We start from the raw sequence: 17,868 nt of genomic DNA on the forward strand, positions 1-17,868 counted from the left end.
AACCCCTGCCGCGCGAACCCGATATTAGGGGATGCGCCGCACCCGTCCGTGTCGTCGCGCGACCGATAATCATGCACGTGTCAGTCAGCGTGGTGATCCCGAGTACGTTGCAGCGCAACACGGTCGCGGCGTGCGTCGACGCGGCACTCACCGCCGCGCGCGGCCTGGGCCCCGACGCCGAGGTCCTGCTCGTCGCCAACGGGCCCGGTGCCACCACGGGCTTCGACGGCCCGGCCGACCCGATGCTGCGTGTGCTCACCTCCGAGCCGGCCGGCGTCTCGGCGGCCCGCAACACCGGCGTCGCCGCGGCGCGCCACGACACCGTCCTCTTCGCCGACGACGACGTGCTGGTGCCGCCCGACTGGTGCCACCGGATGGCCGAGGCCCTGGGCTCGGGGGCGGCCGCGGTCGGCGGCCCGATCCGCGTGGCGGTCGGCGGGCCGGTCACCGCGTTCATGGACCACCTGCGGATGTTCGACGCCACCCCGCTGGACGGGGCACCGGGCGGGCTGCTCATCACCGCCAACGCGGGCCTGCGCCGGGACCTGGCCCCGGACGGGCCGCCGTTCGACCCGGGCCGGCACGCCGGCGAGGACTCCGATCTCGCTCTGCGCCTGCGGGCGGCGGGGCGGTCGATCGGCTGGCTCAGCGGCGGTACCCCGGCCGTGCACCACGTCGACGAGGACGTCCGCTCGCTCGTCAGCCGCTCGCTGCGGGACGCGCGCACGGCCGCCGGTCTCGTGCAGCAGTACGGGCATCGCGCGCTGAGCCAGTACCTGCCCTCGCCCTGGGCCACCTATCAGGCCGTCCGCGACGGCCGGCCGCAGTGGTTCCGCCGCTTCGGCGAGATCGGCGCGCCCGAGGTGCGCGCCGTCTTCACCACGCTGTCGCTGATCTGGGTCACCTGCGTGGCGACCGGCTACCTCGAGCAGACCGGCCGGCTCGTCGGCTGCCCGCTGCTCGACGTCGACGAGGAGCGCCTCGTCGACGAGCTCGCCGCGGTGGTCGCCGGGCTCGCCGCCGCCGCGGGGACGGTGGACTGGTCCGCCTCGCCGGTGACGTTCGCCGCCGGGCCGCGGGCCGGCGTGGACGAGCGGGTGCCGGTCGAGGCCGTCTGCGACGTGTTCCGGCGGCACACCGCGCCGCAGCAGGCCGTACCGTCGACGCTGCTGCGGGCCCTCGGGCGCCACGACCGCAGCTGGCACAGCGGCCGGGCCGACGAGGACGAGCGCGTGCGGCGGCTGTGGTCCGACCTGGCGCCGCGCCGCGCCGAGCTGACCCTCGCCGAGGTCGACGCCGCCGCCCGGGCCCTCGGGCTGCCCCTCAGCGCGGCCTGCTCCCACCTCGACGACGACTCGCTGCCCCTACCGGGTCCCCAGTTCTCGGGGTGACCCCCTCAATGTCGTCCGGGGCCGGAATGCGGGGCCGCACAACGGTTCCGATGCATATGCGGATCGGTAGTGTCAGGCCCCGTGGACGACGCGATGGTGGTTACGGATCTGGTAAAGACGTATCGACCGAAGACGCCCGCGGCCGTTGACGGGCTCAGCTTCCAGGTCAACGCGGGCGAGATCTTCGGCCTGCTCGGGCCGAACGGCGCCGGCAAGACGACGACGATCGGCGTGATGACGACGAGGGTCCGGCCGACGTCCGGCCGCGGCGTGATTCACGGCGTCGACGTCGTCAAGAACGCGACCGCGGCGCGGCAGCTGCTGGCGGTGGTGCCGCAGCGCAACAACCTCGACCGGTCGCTGACCGTGCGGCAGAACCTCATGTTCCACGCCGCCTACCACCGGATGCCGCGGGCGCAGCGCGCCAAGCGGGCCGACGACCTGCTCGAGCAGATGGAGCTGACCGCCCACGCCAAGGGCCGGGTCGACTACCTCTCCGGCGGCATGGCCCAGCGCGTGATGATCGCCCGGGCCCTCATGCACGAGCCGAAGGTCATGTTCCTCGACGAGCCCTCGGCCGGACTCGACCCCCAGGCGCGCCTCTTCGTCCACGACAAGGTGGCCGAACTGCGCTCCGCCGGGGTCACCATCATGCTCACGACGCACGACATGGACGAGGCGGCCAAGCTCTGCGACCGCATCGGCATCATCGACCACGGCAAGCTCCTCGCGCTGGACACGCCCGAGGCGCTGACCCGGATGCTGCCCGGCAACACCACCCTGACGCTGACCGTCAACCTCGGCTCGGCCACCACCGACGAGATCCGCACCCTGTTGGGCGACGTCCCGGAGGTCGAGCGGGTCGAGCGGGTCGGCCCGCCGGCGCCGCCGCCCGAGCTGGTCGCGCCCGACGCCGAGACGCTCGTGCAGTTCCGCGTCTTCACCGAGTCCAAGCCGGTCTCGGCGATGCCCGCGGTGCTGGGGGCGATGGCCGACGGCAACCACGAGGTGCGCGACCTCACCGTCGGCAAGCCGAGCCTCGAGGACGTCTTCATTCACCTGACCGGAAGGGACCTTCGGTGACCGTCGCCACCCCACCGCTGCGGCTGCGCTCGGTTTCGCTGCCGAGCCAGATCGAGACGTTCTTCTCGCTCCTGTGGCGGGACGTCTTCGTCACCGGCCGCGAGTTCCTGCCGTTCTTCGCCCAGGTCATCGTGCAGCCGCTGTTCTCGCTGCTGATCTTCGGCAAGGTGCTGTCCGACCTCGGCTACACCGACAACGTCTTCGGGCAGATCCTGCTGCCCGGCCTCGTCGCCCTCAACGCGTTCCTGGCCGGCCTGCAGAGCACCGCGCTGCCGCTCGTCCTCGACTTCTCCTACACCCGCGAGATCGAGGACCGCCTCCTGGCGCCGGTCTCGATGGGGCTGGTGGCGGTCGAGAAGATCGTGTTCGGCGCCATCCGGGGCCTCGTCGCCGGCCTGTTCATCGTGCCGCTCGGCTTCTGGCTGCTGCACATGAGCTGGCCCGCGCACACGTACCTGCCGGTGATCGGGGTCCTGATCCTGGGCGCGCTGGTCGCGTCCGCGCTCGGCATGGTGCTCGGCACGCTGGTGTCCTCGCGGCGCATCGAGATCATGCTGACCGTCGCGCTGACCCCGCTCATCTTCACCGGCTCGACCCAGTTCCCGTTCCTGGGCATCAAGGGCCTGCTCTGGTTCCAGATCGTGTGCGGGCTCAACCCGTGCACGTACATGAGCGAGGCCATGCGTGCCATCATCGCGCCGAGGGCCGTCGAGTCGTTGCCGCTGTGGGTCTCGATCTCCGTGCTCGGCGCGGCCTTAGTCGTCTTCACGTGGGTGGGCATCATCGGGTTCATGAGGCGGGCCCTGGACTGACCCATGCCTGAGGCCAATGTGTCCACGACTGCCCGCCGGCAGCGGAAGAACATCGGCAAACGATCCGGCCCGGCCTACGTCTGGTCCATCGTCGCAGTCTCGGCGGTCCTGCTCATCCTCGCCGGCCTCCTGATGGCCGAGGCCGGCACGAGCACCGCGTTCCTCGTCACCGCACTCGCGCTCGGCGTGCCGCTGGCCCTCCAGCTCGGCGGCACCGTCGTGCACCTCGTCCTGCGGGCCGCGCTGCCCCCGTCCGCGGCGCTGCCGCAGGTGCCGCTGGCCCCGCCCGGCCCCCTCGTCGGCTCGACGTGTGTGGTGTACCCCGCCATCGTCTACGACAGCGAAGACGTCGACGCGCTCGTCGACACCATGCGGGCCGCCGCCCGCGACAGCGGCCCCGGATTCGCCGGGCACATCGCGCTCGTCGACTTCGCCGACGGCCCCGCCGCCGAGCTCGCCACCGACGCCGCCCTGCGCGCCGAGGTGCTCGCCAAGCTCGCCGCCGCCTCCGGCACCGCCCCGCTCTCGGCACTGTTCCGCTCCCGCCGCTGGAACGAGGCCGACCGCGTCTGGATGGGCTGGGAACGCAAGCGCGGCAAGCTCGTCGAGTTCGCCGCCCTCGTCCAGGACCCCGCCGCCGAGACCAGCTTCGAGGGCCCGGCGCCGGCGCTGTCCGGCATCCGGTACGTCATCACCATCGACGTCGGCAACCGCCTGCCCAACGGCGGTGCCCGCCAGCTCGTCGCCGCGATGGCCCACCCGGACAACCGCGCCGAGGCCGACCCCGGCACCGGCCGGATCACGTCGGGCTTCGGCTACGTCCGCCCCTGCCACGTGCCGTCCCCGCCGCGCAGCTTCTTCGAGTGGTCGTGGCAGCCGTACTCCGCCCCGACCGGGCAGGCCTCCTTCGGCCAGCTCCTCTTCGGCCAGGACCTGTTCCTCGGGCAGGGCATCTTCGACGTGGCCGCCGTGCGGGCCGCGCTCGACGGGCGCATCCCCGACAACACCGTGCTCAGCCACGACAAGCTCGAGGGCATGTACGCCCGCACCGCCTGCATCGCCGGCGCCGTGGTCGTCGAGGGCAACGTCGAGGACTACCTCGCGTACCGCAAACGCTGCCACCGCTGGATCCGTGGCGACGTGCACCTGCTGCCGTGGATCGCCGCCCGGGGCCGCCGCGCGCTGCCGCTCATGGCCCGCTGGATGCTCACCAACGACCTGCTCGCGCACCTGCAGCCGGTCGCCATGGCCGGGCTGCTCGTCCTCGCCTGGCTCGCGGCCCCGGCCGCGCAGGTCGGCGTCTACACCGCCGTCGTCGCCGGGCTGCTCCTGCAGCCGCTGCTCGTGCTGCCGCTGATGGTCCTGCTGGGCCGCTCGCCCCGCCCGGCGCGGATGTCCCGGCGCGCCTGGCTGGCCGGGACGCTGCGGATGCGCGGCTCGCTGGCGTGGTGGCTGCTGCGGGTCGAGGCCCTGCGCGCGCCGATCTGGGTCGTGCTGCTGGCCGACCGGACGGTGTTCACGCTGGACGCCACGGCCCGGGCGATCTACCGCACCTTCGTCAGCCGCCGCCTGATCCTGCAGTGGACCAGCTCCGTGGCGGCCGTGCGGGCCGTCGGTCGCGGTGCGGCGGCCCGCTGGCGGACGATGGCGCCGGCCAGCGCGCTGTCGGTGGCCCTGGCCGTCGGCATCGAGCTGGAGAACCCGCCGGCGCTGGTGTGGTCGCTGCCGCTGCTGGCGTGCTGGTTCGTCGCGCCGCAGCTGGCCTACTGGGCGTCGCGGACCGACCGCCGGATCCCGTTCAGCTCCGGGCCGTGAGCAGGCCGGTGATGTCGTCCGCGGGCTGAGGGCGGCCCAGGTGGTAGCCCTGGCCGATGTCGCAGCCGAGGTCCAGGAGCCGCCGCGCCTGGACCTCGGTCTCGATGCCCTCGACGGTGACGGTCAGGCCCAGCTCGCGGCCGAGCTCGATCATGGCCGTGAGCACCGTGTGGTCGGCGCCGTCGGCCGCGTGCTGATTGTTCAGGAAGCCGATGAAGCACCCGGCGATCTTGATCGTGTGGGCGGGCAGGTTGCTGATCTCGGCCAGCCGGCAGTTGCCCGTGCCGAAATCGTCCAGGGAGATCCGCACACCCATGCGCGCCAGGTCGTCGAGGGTGCCGAGCCCCTCCGGGTCGAGCAGGACGTTCTCGGTGACCTCCAGCTGCAGCAGGCCCTCCGGCAGCCCGGTCTCGTCCAGGATCGTGCGGACCAGCGCGGGCAGGCCCGGCCGGCGCAGCTGGGCCTCGGCGACGTTGACGCTCACGAACACCGGGTGGTCCGGGTCGGCGTCGCGCCACGCGGCGGCCTGGACGCAGGCGCGGCGCAGCACGTCCTCGCCGAGCGGCACGATCAGGCCGGTGTGCTCGGCCAGGTCGATGAACCGCCCCGGCGTCAGCAGCCCGTGCACCGGATGCCGCCAGCGCACCAGCGCCTCGACGCCGACGATCCGCCCGGTGGCCAGGTCGGCCAGCGGCTGATAGTCCACGACGAACTCGCCGCGGGTGAGCGCGTCGGGCATCTCGGCGCTGAGCGCATGGCGGGCGGTCTCCGCGGCCGCGCGCTCGGTGTCGTACACCATCCAATGCCCGCGCCGCTCCTGCTTCGCCCAGCCGAGCGCCTGCTCGGCCGCCCCGAGCAGGGCCGCCGGATCGGTGTCGGCGGCGGCCCGCTCGACCACGCCGATGCTGGCCCGGATCGGCAGGGTGTAGCCGTTGTTGATCGGGAACGTGTGCGCGATCGCGGCGAGCGCCTCCTCCGCGGCCTTCGTCACCTCGTCGATCCCGCCGGTGTCCCCGACGAGCAGCACGAACGTATCGTTGTCGAGGTGCGCGGCGAAGTGTCCGGCCCGCTGGGCGAGCCGCTCGAGGCGGTGCGCGACGGTCCGCAGCACCTGGTCGCCGGCGCGGTAGCCGAGGCTCTCGTTGACGGTCCGGAACCGGTCCAGGTTGATCAGGCACAGCCCGAGCCGGCCCCGCGGGTCCCCGGCCAGCGCCTCGCCGAGCCGCCGCAGCAGCGCGGCCCGCTGATTGGGCAGGTCGTGCGTCCGCTCGATGCGGCACTGCCGGGCGAGCTCGTCCCGCCGCAGTTCCGCCCGCCGCAGCTCCTCCTGCGCGCCGACCGACTGGTCGACGAGGGCGCCCGTGTAGCCGGTCGCCACCGCGCCGAGCAGCTCGTCGAGGCGCGCCCGGCCGTCGGGGCGCCGCAGGCGGATGTCCTCGAGGAACCGCCGCCCGATGAGCGTCGTCGTCCGGCCGAGCAGTTCGGGCGTGGCGATGCCGGCCGCCACCAGGTCGGCGCCGAGACGCCGGCCCGGGCCGGCGGAGAACGGCTCCGCGAGCAGCGCCTCGGCGAGCCGCAGCGCGAACCGCTCGAGCAGCGAATACACCTCGTCGGGGCTGTGGCGCAGGACCGTGTGGCCGGTGACGACACGCGCCCAGGCCCGGGTGAACGCGTCGATGCCGGCCGTCCGGCCGTCAGACGGGATCACGCGGACGATTATGAGGCAAAGACCGCGCTGAATGCCAGCTTTACGGCTTACGTCCCACCGCGGCGAGCACCTCCGGCCGCGGCTCGACGCCGGTGTCGTCGGGGTGCCAGGCGGTCACCGGCACCACGCCCGGCTCGACGATCTCCAGGCCGTCGAGCAGCCGGCCGATCTCGGCGCTGCTGCGCAGGTGCAACGGCGTCGAGGTGCGCTGGTAGACCGTGCTGACCTTCGCGGCGTCCTCCTCGTGCTGCGGCGGCGGGGAGCCGTGCGACAGCGCGATGTAGCTGCCGGGCTTGACGGCCTCGCGGAACCGGCGCACGATCCCGGCCGGGTCGTCGGAGTCGGGCACGAAGTGCAGCACCGCGATGAGCATGACGGCGATCGGCTCGGTGAAGTCGAGCAGGCCGCTCACCGCCGGGTCACGCACGATGTCGTCCGGCCGCCGCACGTCACCGAGCATCACGTCGGCGTTGGGGTTGCCCGCGAGAATGGCGCGGCCGTGCGCGACGGCGACGGGGTCGATGTCGACGTACATCACCCGGGCCTCGGGATCGGCCTGCTGCGCCACCTCGTGCACGCTGGCGAGCGTCGGGATGCCCGAGCCCACGTCGAGGAACTGGCGCACGCCGCTCGCGACGAGCCGGCGCACGGCCCGGCCGAGGAAGGCCCGGTTGGCCAGGCCGATCTGCCTGGCGTTGGGCGACATCGACACGACTCGCTCGACCATCTCGCGGTCGACCGCGAAGTTGTGGAAGCCGCCGAGCGAGTAGTCGTACATCCGCGCCGCGTTCGGCACGCTGATGTCAATGTCTTCCGGTGCCCACTCCGGTCGCGTCATCCCCGCCCCTTCTCGTCGTTGCGCCGCCATAGTAGGGCCACATGGCCCCAGAAGCGAGGGCCCTTCGGCGTTGAATGCGGTCACGATACGCGACATCGTCGACGCCGGAGGACGGGTCAATCCCGGGCTTCGACGCGGAGTGCCCGCGCCGCGTAGCCGTCCTGGCCGGGGATCTCGAACCAGCAGCGCACCCGCTGGCCGGGCTCGAGCGAGCGGTACGCCCCGGGCTCGGCGACGACGGCGGAGTAGTGGGTCCACACGAGGAGCCCGTCGCGGTCCAGGGCGACCACGCCCCACCCGGCCTCGGCGTCCCACCGCCGCACGACGCCGTCGCCGCGCAACGGCGCGGACGGGCGAGTACGCATCATGCGACCGTACTCGACCGTCCGCGGCCGCACTGGCGGTCCCGGCGGGCCGGGCTCAGGCGCTCGTGCAGGTCACCGCCGGTGTCGTGGCCGTGCCCGTGGCGAGGAAGCCGAACGTGGTCGAGGCGCCCGCGGCCAGGGCGCCGTTGTACGACTCGTTCGCCACGCTCGCCGTCGAGCCGCTCGTGGTGAGCCGGCCGTTCCAGACCTGGCTGACGGACTGCCCGCTCGCGAGGGTCCACCTCGCGGTCCAGCCGGTGATGGCCGCGCCGCCCGCCTTCACCGTCACCTCGCCCTGGAAGCCGCCCTCCCACGTGTTCGTGGTCGCGTACGCCGCGGTGCACCCGCCGGTGCCGCCGCCCGTCGGGGAGATGCTCGGGGTCGGGCCGGGAGACGACGTGGACGGGCTGGGAGAGGTGGACGGGGTGGTCTGGCCGCCCTGGGCCGCGTAGTCGAGGTACTCCTCGAGGTTGCGGTAGCCGTCGCCGTCCGCGTCGCCGTTGTGGTCGTCGGCGTTCGGGTTGAGGCCGTTGGCGATCTCCCAGGCGTTGGGCATGCCGTCGCGGTCGGTGTCCCAGCCGCTCGGGGCGTTGACCGGCGCGGCGTTCCAGAGGCTGTTCCACTCGGTCGCGTTCGGGTAGTCGATCAGCGTGCCCGTGGTCGTGCGGGTCTCGCTCACCACGCGCGTGTCGACGGCGTCGCGGGACCACCAGAAGGCGCCCGCGCGGTCCAGGATCTTCGGTACCGCCGTGGAGGCCGAGTCGTAGGTCATGTTCGGCACGTTGAAGCGCGCGGACTGGTGGGTCGGGACCGAGGCGTACTCGGTCCACGTCGCGGCCCGGCCGTTGGTCAGGTTCGAGTCGCCGTCATAGTCGACGATGTTGCCCGACTGGTACAGGCTGGTGCCCGTCGCGCCCGTGTAGACCGCCGGGCTGCTGGAGTTGTGCCGCAGGTAGGTGTTGCCGACGAAGTTGCCGAACGCGTTCTGGTTGTCGCCGCTGTAGCCCTTGCCCTCGAAGATGATGTTGTTGCTCCAGTCGACGTTGTTCACCGCCCCGGTCTCGTTGCCCAGCCTCGGCAGCCGGCTCAGGTTGTGGGCGAACAGGTTGTGGTGGTAGGCGATGTTCGACCCGGTCACGTCGCTGCCGACGAGGGCGCCGTAGCTGTGGCCCTTGTAGTTCAGCCCGTCGGAGACGATCGAGTACTGCACCGTGACCTGCCCGGCCCCGTCGCTGGAGCTGATGCCCTCGTCGTCGGCCCAGCTCACCGAGGCGTGGTCGACGATCACGTTGTTGCCGGTGATCCAGATCCCATCGTTCGTGGCCGTGCCCGGGTTCGCCTGGTCCTCGCCGGGCCGGAACTTCACGTGCCGGATGACGACGTTGTTGCCCGTCACCTTGGTCGCCTGGCCCATGATCGTGATGCCGGGCTTCGGCGCGGTCTGGCCGGCGATCGTGACGTTGCTGGTGCCGAAGGACAGCCAGCCCTGCCGGCCGGCGGGGGAGAGCCTGATGGTGCCGGCCACGTCGAAGACGATCGTCCGGCCGCTGCTCGGGGCGGTGGCGAGCCCGTAGCGCAGCGAACCGGCCTGCGGGTGCTCGCGTTGTCGGTGAGGTCGGTGACGTGGTAGACGTCGCCGCCCCGGCCGCCGGTGGCGTACATGGCCGGCCCGGCGGCGCCCGGGAATGCCGGTACCGTCGCGGCGTTGGCCGGCCGGTCGAGGCCGGCGAGGGCGACCGCGACGGTCGCGGTGGCGGTGCCGAGCGCGAGGAGCGCTCGGCGGGTTCGGGAACGTGATGGAGACATGGCGACCTCTCTGACGGGGGTGTGCGTCGCGTCGCCTTGCAGATGCGGGCCGGGCCGCCGGCATAACACGATTCGCCAACGGCTGCGCGTGCGGCCTGGAGCGCCGTGAAACTTCCGCCCCTACCGGTAGCCGGCCGTGACCTCCAGCGCGATCTCGATCGCGCGGGCGGCGAGCGGGGAGTGTGTGCGCCCGGCCGGCCAGAGCAGGTAGATCTCGCGCGGCGGCGGCGCCGGCCGCAGCTCGTGCACCGACAGCGTCGAGTCGGGGCCGAAAAGGTCGTCGAGGACCAGCCGTGGCAGGACCGCCGAGCCGATGCCCGCCCGCACCATGGCCAGCACCGCCTCGTTGCTCGTCGTGCGGAACACGGTCCGCGGCCGCGCCCCGGCCCCCGCGAACGCGTCCTCGACCCGGGGCTGGTCGCAGGCCGCGGGCCAGGCCACCATCGGCGCGCGGTCCAGCGCGCTCAGCGGCACCGGCCCGTCGGGGAAGTCGCCGGGGCGGGCGACGAGCGCGTACGGGTCGTCGAGCAGCTTGCGGTGCTCGACCTCGCCGGCCGTGCGCCCGTCGAAGAACACGAGGTCCAGGTCGTCGACGCGCGGCGGGTCGGTCTCCTCCTCGAAGAGGCGGATGTCGCAGTCCGGGTGCTCCTCGCGCAGCCGCCGCACGAGCCGCGGCAGGATCGTGGTCGACAGGCTCTGGAAGGTGCCGATGTCGATGCGGCCCTCGCCGGCCCGGAACCGGTCGAGCGCGTCGGTCATCGCCCGCGCCCCGGCCAGCAGCTGCCGGGCGTGGTCCAGCACGACGCGGCCGAGCGGCGTGATGCGAACCGGTCGCGGCCCGCCCGGCCGGTCGAACACCGCGCCGCCCACGGACCGTTCCAGCCCGGCGATGTGCTGGCTGACCGTCGACTGCGTGTATCCGAGCCGGGCCGCGGCGCGCCCGAACGACCCCTCGTCGGCGATCGCGGCCAGGGTGGCCAGGTGGCGCAGGTCGATGTCGGCCACGGTCTCGAGTCTATCGGGAAGTACGATGGAAATGATCGGAAACGATCGCTTTTGCGCATGCCTTCGCGTGGCTAGCGTCAGGGGCATGGCCACTTTCGTGCTGATTCACGGCGCTGGCGACTCCGGCTGGGCCTGGCACCTCGTCGCCGCCGAGCTTCGCGCCCGCGGCCACGACGCGATCGCGCCCGACCTGCCCGACGACCCGGCGGCGGATCTGAACGCCTACGCCGACGCCGTGATCGCGGCTGTCGGCGACCGGCGTGACGCCGTCGTCGTCGGGCACTCGTTCGGCGCGTTCACGGCCCCGCTGGTGGCCGGGCGGCTCGCGGCCGACGGGCTGGTGCTGGTGGCGGGTATGGTTCCGGCGCCGGGCGAGCGGCCCTCGGACTGGTGGGACAACGTCGGCTACGTCGGCAGCGGCGAGGAAGACCCCTTCGTCACCTACTACCACGACGTGCCGCGCCCGCTCGCCGAGGAAGCCCTCCGCCGCCAGCGCGAGCATCCGTCCGCGGTGGCCTACGAGCAGCCCTGGCCGCTGGAGCGGTGGCCGGCGGTACCGACGCGATTCGTGCTGCTGCGGCGGGACCGCTGCTTCCCGGCGGCGCTGTTTCGCCGGCTCGTGCCGCAGCGGCTCGGGATCACGCCGGCGGAGCTCGACGCCGGCCACTGCGCGGCCCTCGGCCGCCCGAAGGAGCTGGCCGATCTGCTGGACCACGCAACGTGGCCGGAGTAGGTGATACATCGCCTCCGACCAGCACGGCACCGGCACCCTCGCCATCGACGCCGTCACCCTGGTGTTGACCCGCCGCCAGGCGACGGCCACCGCCTACTTCGCGGGCATGCCGAAGCTCGGCATCGTCCGGGAGTTCCCGATGATCGGATCGACCTTCATCGGTGTCGGCCGGTATTGTCTGGGTGCCTCGAGTTGGACCTGCAACTGAGCGGAGCGCCGATGCCTTCACCGTCGCGCTCCCGGGATGCGCACTGCTGCAGGACCGGCGGGCCTTCGACGGTTGGACGTTCGTTCCCGACGGCATCTACGAGGAATGGAACGGCGGCCGGGACGGCTACGGCTTGGACATCGTCATCGACCGGGCCGCCGGCGATCAGAGCGTGTACCTGGAGGAGCTCAAGCGTGGCTGACCCGGGGCAGCACCCCGGCCAGGCGGGTCAGGGCGTCCAGGGGGTCCGGCTCGGCCGGGAGCAGCACCACGCTCGTCGCGCCCGCGGCATGGCGCGCCGCGATCCGCTCGGCGACCTCGTCCGGCGTGCCCGCCAGGGACAGCTCGCGCACCCACTCGTCCGGCAGCGTGGCCGCGAACTCCTCGCGGCTCGCCGCCGCCGCGCGGTGCCGGGCGAGCTCGGCGGCGAAGGGCAGCGGGGCCAGGTGCGGGGCCCAGTCCGGCTCGCCGATCCAGGCCAGGCCGGGGCGCACCAGGTCGCGGGCCGCCCGGCCGTCGTCGGCCACGGCCGCGGCGTCGTACGTCACGACGATCGGCGACGGCGCGGCGAAGCGCGAGACCGCGTCGGCGACGTAGGGCGGCGCGCAAGGCTCGGCCAGCAGCAGCCCGTCGGCGACCTCGCCGGCCATCGCGATCGACTTCGGGCCGCGCACGCCGAGCACGACCGGTGGCGGCGCCGCCGGGATCTCGCCGATGACCACGCCCTCGACGGCGACGTATCGGCCCGCGGCCGGGCCCGGCTCGCCGCGCAGCAGCGCGCGGACGGCGATCGTGTATTCCCGCAGCAGGGTGAGCGGGCTGGCCGGGCGCGCGCCGGCCTGGCGCATCCAGTCCGGCATGCCGTGGCCGATGCCCGCGATCACGCGGCCCGGGAACAGCTGGGTCAGCGTCGCCAGCTCCATCGCGGCGAAGGCGGCGTTGCGTGCCCCGGCCGGCAGGATGCCGATGCCGACCGTGATCCGCTCCGTGGCCGCGAGCACGGCGCCGGCCTGGGCCACGCCGCCGCGGAACCCGAGGTCCTCCACGACCCACAGTTCGTCGAATCCGAGCCGCTCGGCCCGGCGGGCATAGGTCAGCACCCGATCCGCGGGGAGATCCCGCGGCACTACAACCCCAATTCGTGCCATGCGCTCAGACTCGCACGTCGGGCGATCCCCACCAAATCATCCCTAGGGTGCTGAGTAGGGTTTGCCCTCCCCGCGCGCCGATCGGCGCCGGTTCTGCGAGGTGGGGCCGCGTTTCCCGTGATCGAAGACCCTTTGACCTCGGTGGATGTACACGAGAATGGCCTTGAATTGGTGCGGCATTATTTCCGGCAGGAAAACGGCTAACGCACGGCCGTCTGATATTGGGGAGGGCTGCGCGTGTTTCAGCGTGTCCACGAGCAGGTCGAAGAGCAGGCAAGGCGCACACCGGACCGGGTTGCCGTGATCGCCGGCACCGTCCGCATGCGCTACGCGGAGCTCGACGCCCGCGCGAACCGGATCGCCCGGGAGCTGGTCCGGGCCGGGGCCGGTGCCGGTGAACTCGTGGGCGTGTGCCTGGGCCGCGACGAGCACCTGCTCCCGGCGCTGCTGGGCGTGCTGAAGACCGGCGCCGCCTATGTGCCGATGGACCCGGCGTACCCGGCCGAGCGGCTGGCGTACATCGCCGCCGACACGAAGATGCGGCTCGTCGCCACCACCCGGGCCACGACGCTTCCCGGCCTGGAAGCCGTCGCGGTGCCGGTCGACGAGATCGCCGCGGACGCCGACGCGACCCCGCTCGACCGGCCCGGTGACGGCGCCGACGCGGCCTACGTCATCTACACCTCGGGCTCCACGGGCCGCCCCAAGGGCGTCGTCGTCGAGCACCGCAACACGATGAACCTGCTGCGGTACGAGGCCGAGGCGTACACCGCCGAGGAGCTGAGCGGCCTGCTCGCCACCGCGTCGATCTGCTTCGACCCCTCGATCACCCAGCTGTTCCTGCCCCTGGTCACGGGCGGCACGGTCATCCTCGCCGAGAATGTCCTCGCCCTGCCCGCGCTGCCGGCCCGCGACGAGGTCACGACCGTCTACGGCGTGCCGTCGGCGCTCGCGGCACTGCTGCGCGAGCCGCTGCCGAGCGGCGTGCGGGCCGTGTTCGCCGGCGGGGAGCCGCTGACCCGGGCGCTGGTCGACCGGATCTACGCCAACCCCGGCGTGCGCCGGGTGCTCAACCTCTACGGCCCGACCGAGTGCACCACGACCTGCGCGATCGCCGAGGTCGGCCGCGACGACACCGGCGAGCCGCCGATCGGGCACCCGATCGCGGGCGCCGTCATGTCCGTGCGCGACGCCGACGGGCAGCCGGTCGCCGGCGGCGAGCTGGGCGAGCTGTGGATCGGCGGCCCGGTGGTCGCCCGCGGCTACCTCAACCGCGACAGCGGCGGGTTCGGCGACGGCTGGTACCGCTCCGGCGACCTGGTCCGCACCGACGGCGGCGTGCTGCGGTTCGCCGGCCGCGCCGACGACCAGGTGAAGATCCGTGGCTACCGGGTCGAGCCCGGCGAGGTCGAGGCGGTGCTCGTGCGCCATCCGGCCGTGCGCCGCGCCGGTGTCGTCGCCGCCGCCGACGAGGACGGCGTGTCCTACCTGGTCGGGCATGTGGAGGCGACCGGCCTCGACGAGCGCGGCCTGCGCGCGTGGCTGCGCCGCCGGGTGCCGGAGCACCTGGTGCCGACCCGGCTCGCGATCACCGAGCGGCTGCCCCTGAGCCCGAACGGCAAGATCGACCGGGCCGCCCTGCCCGCGCTCGCGGCCCGGCGCGGGACCGAGACCGCGTTCGTCGCGCCCCGCACGCGCGCCGAGGAGCGGCTCGCCGCGATCGTCGGCAACGTGCTCGGCATCGGCGAGATCGGGGTCGAGGACCGCTTCGCCGACCTCGGCGGGCACTCGCTCGCCGCGGCCCGGGTCTGCGCGCTCGCCGGCCGCGAGTTCGCGACCACGGTGCCGCTGGCCGCGTTCCTCGCCGAGCCGACCGTTGCCGCCCTCGCCAACCTCGTCCACAAGGGCTCGGCCCCGGTCGCGAGCGGCCCGGTGCGGCACGAGGGCGTCCTGGAGTACCCGCTCACCCCGACCCAGCGCGGCCTGTGGACGCTGCGGCAGGTCGGCTCGGTGCCGGCCGTGACCACGGTGGCGTTCCGGGTCCGGCTCACCGGGCCGGTCGAGGCGCCCGCCCTGCGCTCGGCGCTGGCCGCGCTGGTGTCGCGGCACGAGGTGCTGCGCAGCCGGATCGTCGAGCGCGACGGCGAGCCGATCGCGGTCGTGGGCTCCTGGACGTCGGTCCCGGTGACGGAGCACGACGCCCGTGAGCGGCCAGCGGACGCGATCGCCGAGCAGGCCGCCCGGCACGCCTTCGACCTCGGCGGCACCGAACCGCTTCTGCGGGTCGACCTGATCCGGCTCACCGAGACGGTATCGGAGCTGGTGGTCGTCGCCGACCACATGGCCTTCGACGGCTGGTCCACCGGCACGTTCCTCAACGAGCTCGCGACCGAGCTGGCCGCGCCCGGCACCGTCGCGCCGCCGCCGGTGCAGGTCGGCGACCTCGCCTTCACCCCCGACGGCGCGACGGACGCGTGGCGGGACGAGCTGGCCGGCGCGTCGCCGCCGAGCGAGCTGTTCTCGGGCACCGCAGGCTTCCGCGGCGAGCGGATCACCCGCCCGGTCCCGCCGGCGAGCGCCACCGCGGTCTTCGCGGACTGGCTGACCGCGCTCGGGCTGCTGCTGGCCGGGTTCACCGCCCGCCGGGACGTGCTGGTCGGCGTGGTCGCCGCCCGGCGCGCCGGGCCCGAGCTCGACCGGGTCATCGGCCCGCTCGTCGACGTGCTGCCGATCCGGCTGCGGCTCGAGCCCGCGGCCACCGTCCGGGACACGGTCGCGGCCGCGTCGGCGACGACGGCCCGGGCGCTGGACCGGCCCCGGCCGTCCACGGAGGACCTGTTCGCGGCCGTCGGCACCCAGTCGCGCGGGGCGATGCTCACCCCGGTGGTGCTCTCCGCCCAGCCGACCGGGATGCCGGTCCGGGTCGAGCGGGGCGCGGTGCGGCTGGAGCTGCTCGGCGAGCTGGGGTGCGGCGGGGCGCAGAACCCGCTGACCGTCTTCGTGAACGAGACGGCCGACGGGGTCGAGCTTCAGGTGGAGTACGACACCGGCCTCACGAATCGCGAGTGGGTGGAGGCGTTCGCGGACCGGCTCCTGCGCATGCTCGCCGAGGTCACCGCGGACCCGGACCGCCCGCTGCACCGCCTGCCGCTGGTCACCGCGGCCGAGGAGGCGCAGCTGCTCGAGCTGGCCGCCGGTCCGCCGATCCCGGCCGGCGCGCCGGCCACGGCGGTCGAGGCGATCGAGCGGCAGGTGCGGGAGCGCCCCGACGAGATGGCCGTCGTCGGCGCCGACGGCGAGATGACGTTCCGGCAGCTGTGGGACGACTCGGCCGCGATCGCGGCGGTCCTGCGGGGCCGGGGCATCGAGCCCGGCGACGTCGTCGGCGTGTGCCTGCCGCGCGACCACCGGATGCCGGCGACGCTGCTCGGGATCTGGCGGGCCGGGGCGGCCTACCTACCCCTGGAGCCGGAGCTGCCGGCCGAGCGCCTGGCCTGGCTCGCCTCGGACGGCGGCGCGAAGACCGTGCTCTGCCGGTCCACGACCGCCGCCGCGGCCGGGCCGGGCGCACTGGACCTGGACCTGGACTCAGACCGGGCATCGGCCGCGTCCGCGGCCGAGCTCCCCGCCGTCGGGCCCGGCGACCGGGCCTATCTGCTCTACACGTCGGGCTCGACCGGCAAGCCGAAGGGCGTGGCCGTCGCGCAGGCCAGCATCGCCGCGCTCACCGAGGCGCTGGCCTTCGAGCCCGGCTTCGGGCCCGGGGACCGGATGCTCGCCGTGGCCACGCTCAGCTTCGACATCTCGTGCGCGGAGATCTGGTCCGCGCTCGGCGTCGGCGCCTGCTGCGTGGTCGTCGACCGGGACAGCGCGGTGGACGGGTACCGCCTCGGCCGCCAGATCGCCGAGCACCGCGTCAACGTGATGAACGTGCCGCCGACGATCCTGCGCACCCTGCTCGCGGCGGGCTGGACGGGCGGGGTGGACCTGCGCGTGTGGGCCGGCGGCGAGACGCTCGACCCGGCCCTGGCCCGCGAGCTGCTGCCGGTGGTGCGGGAGCTGTGGAACGTGTACGGCCCGACCGAGGCCACGGTGCTGTCGTCCGTGTACCGCGTCCTCGAGGTCGGCGACGCCGTGCCGATCGGGCACGCGATGCTCGGCGAGCGGCTCTACGTCATGGATCCGCTGGAGCGGCTCGTCCCGGCGGGCGTCGCGGGCGAGCTGTGGATCGGCGGCGCCGGCCCGGCCATCGGCTACCACAACCGGCCGGACCTGACCGAGGCCGCGTTCGTGCCCGACCCCGTCGTGCCCGGCGGGCGGTGCTACCGCACCGGGGACCTGGTCCGCCGCCGGCCGGACGGCGAGATCGTGTTCTGCGGCCGGCGCGACCACCAGCTGAAGATTCGCGGCTACCGCGTCGAGCTGGGCGAGATCGAGGCCGTGCTGCGCGCCCACCCCGGCGTCGAGCACGCGGTCGTCACCGCGCGGGGCCAGGGCGCGGAGGCGCACCTCGTCGGCTACGTCGCCGGCCCGGTCACCGCCGAGCAGGCCGCCGCCCACCTGCGGGCGAGCCTGCCCGCCTACCTGGTGCCGCACCGCTGGGTGGTGCTCGACGCGCTGCCGATGACACCCAGCGGCAAGGTCGACCTCGGCGCGCTGCCCGAACCCGGCGAGGACCGGCCGCACCGGCCGGCCAAGTCGATGATGGAGCAGCTGGTCGCCGACGTCTGGGCCCAGATTCTCACCACCGATCGCATCGGTGCCGACGACAGTTTCTTCGGTCTCGGCGGGCACTCGCTGGCCGCGACCCGGGTCGCCGGCCGGCTGCGCGAGACGCTCGGCTGCGCGGTCCCCGTGCGGCTGCTGTTCGACCACCCGGTCCTCGCGAACTTCGCGGGGCAACTCGAGCGGCTTGTTATGGACGACATCGTGGCCGAACCGGCCACCGGCAATTAG

Annotated in this window: 13 protein-coding genes; 7 read left to right on the forward strand and 6 right to left on the reverse strand. The window is 73.7% G+C overall.

What is annotated here, in order from left to right:
- Positions 1 to 77 precede the first annotated feature (77 nt).
- From ABT369_RS54235 to ABT369_RS54250, 4 genes are all read left to right on the forward strand, one after another.
- Entirely contained in the window at positions 78 to 1,391 is a 1,314-nt protein-coding gene (locus tag ABT369_RS54235) for a glycosyltransferase family 2 protein (protein ID WP_350625953.1), read from the forward strand.
- A gap of 81 nt (positions 1,392 to 1,472) precedes the next feature.
- Positions 1,473 to 2,474, forward strand: coding sequence for an ABC transporter ATP-binding protein (locus ABT369_RS54240; RefSeq protein WP_350625955.1), 1,002 nt, complete (start codon positions 1,473 to 1,475; stop codon positions 2,472 to 2,474).
- Positions 2,471 to 3,286 (forward strand): ABC transporter permease, encoded by an 816-nt coding sequence (locus tag ABT369_RS54245; RefSeq protein ID WP_350625957.1) that lies wholly within the window; start codon positions 2,471 to 2,473, stop codon positions 3,284 to 3,286. The genes ABT369_RS54240 and ABT369_RS54245 overlap by 4 nt, the downstream gene beginning before the upstream one ends.
- Before the next feature lie 3 nt (positions 3,287 to 3,289).
- A complete protein-coding gene (locus ABT369_RS54250; RefSeq protein WP_350625959.1) occupies positions 3,290 to 5,101 on the forward strand; it encodes a hypothetical protein in 1,812 nt (603 codons plus the stop codon).
- Here ABT369_RS54250 and ABT369_RS54255 read toward each other — a convergent pair.
- From ABT369_RS54255 to ABT369_RS54275, 5 genes are all read right to left on the reverse strand, one after another.
- Positions 5,085 to 6,809, reverse strand: a complete 1,725-nt coding sequence (locus ABT369_RS54255) for a putative bifunctional diguanylate cyclase/phosphodiesterase (RefSeq protein ID WP_350625961.1) — start codon at positions 6,807 to 6,809, stop codon at positions 5,085 to 5,087. The two genes, ABT369_RS54250 and ABT369_RS54255, sit on opposite strands and share 17 nt — an antisense overlap.
- Positions 6,810 to 6,849: 40 nt before the next feature.
- The gene (locus ABT369_RS54260; protein ID WP_350625963.1) at positions 6,850 to 7,647 is read right to left on the reverse strand and encodes an SAM-dependent methyltransferase; all 798 of its coding nucleotides are present in this window, start codon (positions 7,645 to 7,647) and stop codon (positions 6,850 to 6,852) included.
- A gap of 116 nt (positions 7,648 to 7,763) precedes the next feature.
- Positions 7,764 to 8,012 (reverse strand): cold-shock protein, encoded by a 249-nt coding sequence (locus ABT369_RS54265; protein WP_350625965.1) that lies wholly within the window; start codon positions 8,010 to 8,012, stop codon positions 7,764 to 7,766.
- A 55-nt stretch (positions 8,013 to 8,067) separates the two neighbouring features.
- The gene (locus ABT369_RS54270) at positions 8,068 to 9,537 is read right to left on the reverse strand and encodes a cellulose binding domain-containing protein (RefSeq protein ID WP_350625967.1); all 1,470 of its coding nucleotides are present in this window, start codon (positions 9,535 to 9,537) and stop codon (positions 8,068 to 8,070) included.
- A 401-nt stretch (positions 9,538 to 9,938) separates the two neighbouring features.
- Positions 9,939 to 10,823: a LysR family transcriptional regulator gene (locus ABT369_RS54275; protein ID WP_350625969.1), complete on the reverse strand. Its 885-nt coding sequence runs from the start codon at positions 10,821 to 10,823 to the stop codon at positions 9,939 to 9,941.
- A gap of 85 nt (positions 10,824 to 10,908) precedes the next feature.
- Between ABT369_RS54275 and ABT369_RS54280 the strand changes: the two genes are divergently transcribed.
- Together ABT369_RS54280 and ABT369_RS54285 are read left to right on the forward strand one after the other, a co-directional pair.
- Entirely contained in the window at positions 10,909 to 11,556 is a 648-nt protein-coding gene (locus tag ABT369_RS54280; protein ID WP_350625971.1) for an alpha/beta fold hydrolase, read from the forward strand.
- 182 nt (positions 11,557 to 11,738) lie between these two features.
- A complete protein-coding gene (locus tag ABT369_RS54285; RefSeq protein WP_350625973.1) occupies positions 11,739 to 11,966 on the forward strand; it encodes a hypothetical protein in 228 nt (75 codons plus the stop codon).
- Here the strand turns inward: ABT369_RS54285 and ABT369_RS54290 are convergent.
- Complete coding sequence (locus tag ABT369_RS54290; RefSeq protein ID WP_350625975.1) at positions 11,953 to 12,891, reverse strand: LLM class flavin-dependent oxidoreductase; 939 nt, start codon at positions 12,889 to 12,891, stop codon at positions 11,953 to 11,955. The two genes, ABT369_RS54285 and ABT369_RS54290, sit on opposite strands and share 14 nt — an antisense overlap.
- Positions 12,892 to 13,149: 258 nt before the next feature.
- On the opposite strand from ABT369_RS54290, the gene ABT369_RS54295 reads away from it, so the two are divergent.
- Positions 13,150 to 17,868 carry a non-ribosomal peptide synthetase gene (locus ABT369_RS54295; RefSeq protein WP_350625977.1) on the forward strand — a complete coding sequence of 1,573 codons (4,719 nt, stop codon included), beginning with the start codon at positions 13,150 to 13,152 and terminating at the stop codon, positions 17,866 to 17,868.

Origin of the sequence: Dactylosporangium sp. NPDC000244 (genome assembly GCF_040300725.1) — a bacterium.
Taxonomy (GTDB): Bacteria; Actinomycetota; Actinomycetes; order Mycobacteriales; family Micromonosporaceae; genus Dactylosporangium.

Bases quoted from the DNA above. Each gene is read 5' to 3' on its own strand.
- ABT369_RS54250 (WP_350625959.1), top strand. From the start codon at position 3,290: ATGCCTGAGGCCAATGTGTCCACGACTGCCCGCCGGCAGCGGAAGAAC.
- ABT369_RS54260 (WP_350625963.1), bottom strand. From the start codon at position 7,647: ATGACGCGACCGGAGTGGGCACCGGAAGACATTGACATCAGCGTGCCG.
- ABT369_RS54265 (WP_350625965.1), bottom strand. From the start codon at position 8,012: ATGCGTACTCGCCCGTCCGCGCCGTTGCGCGGCGACGGCGTCGTGCGG.
- ABT369_RS54280 (WP_350625971.1), top strand. From the start codon at position 10,909: ATGGCCACTTTCGTGCTGATTCACGGCGCTGGCGACTCCGGCTGGGCC.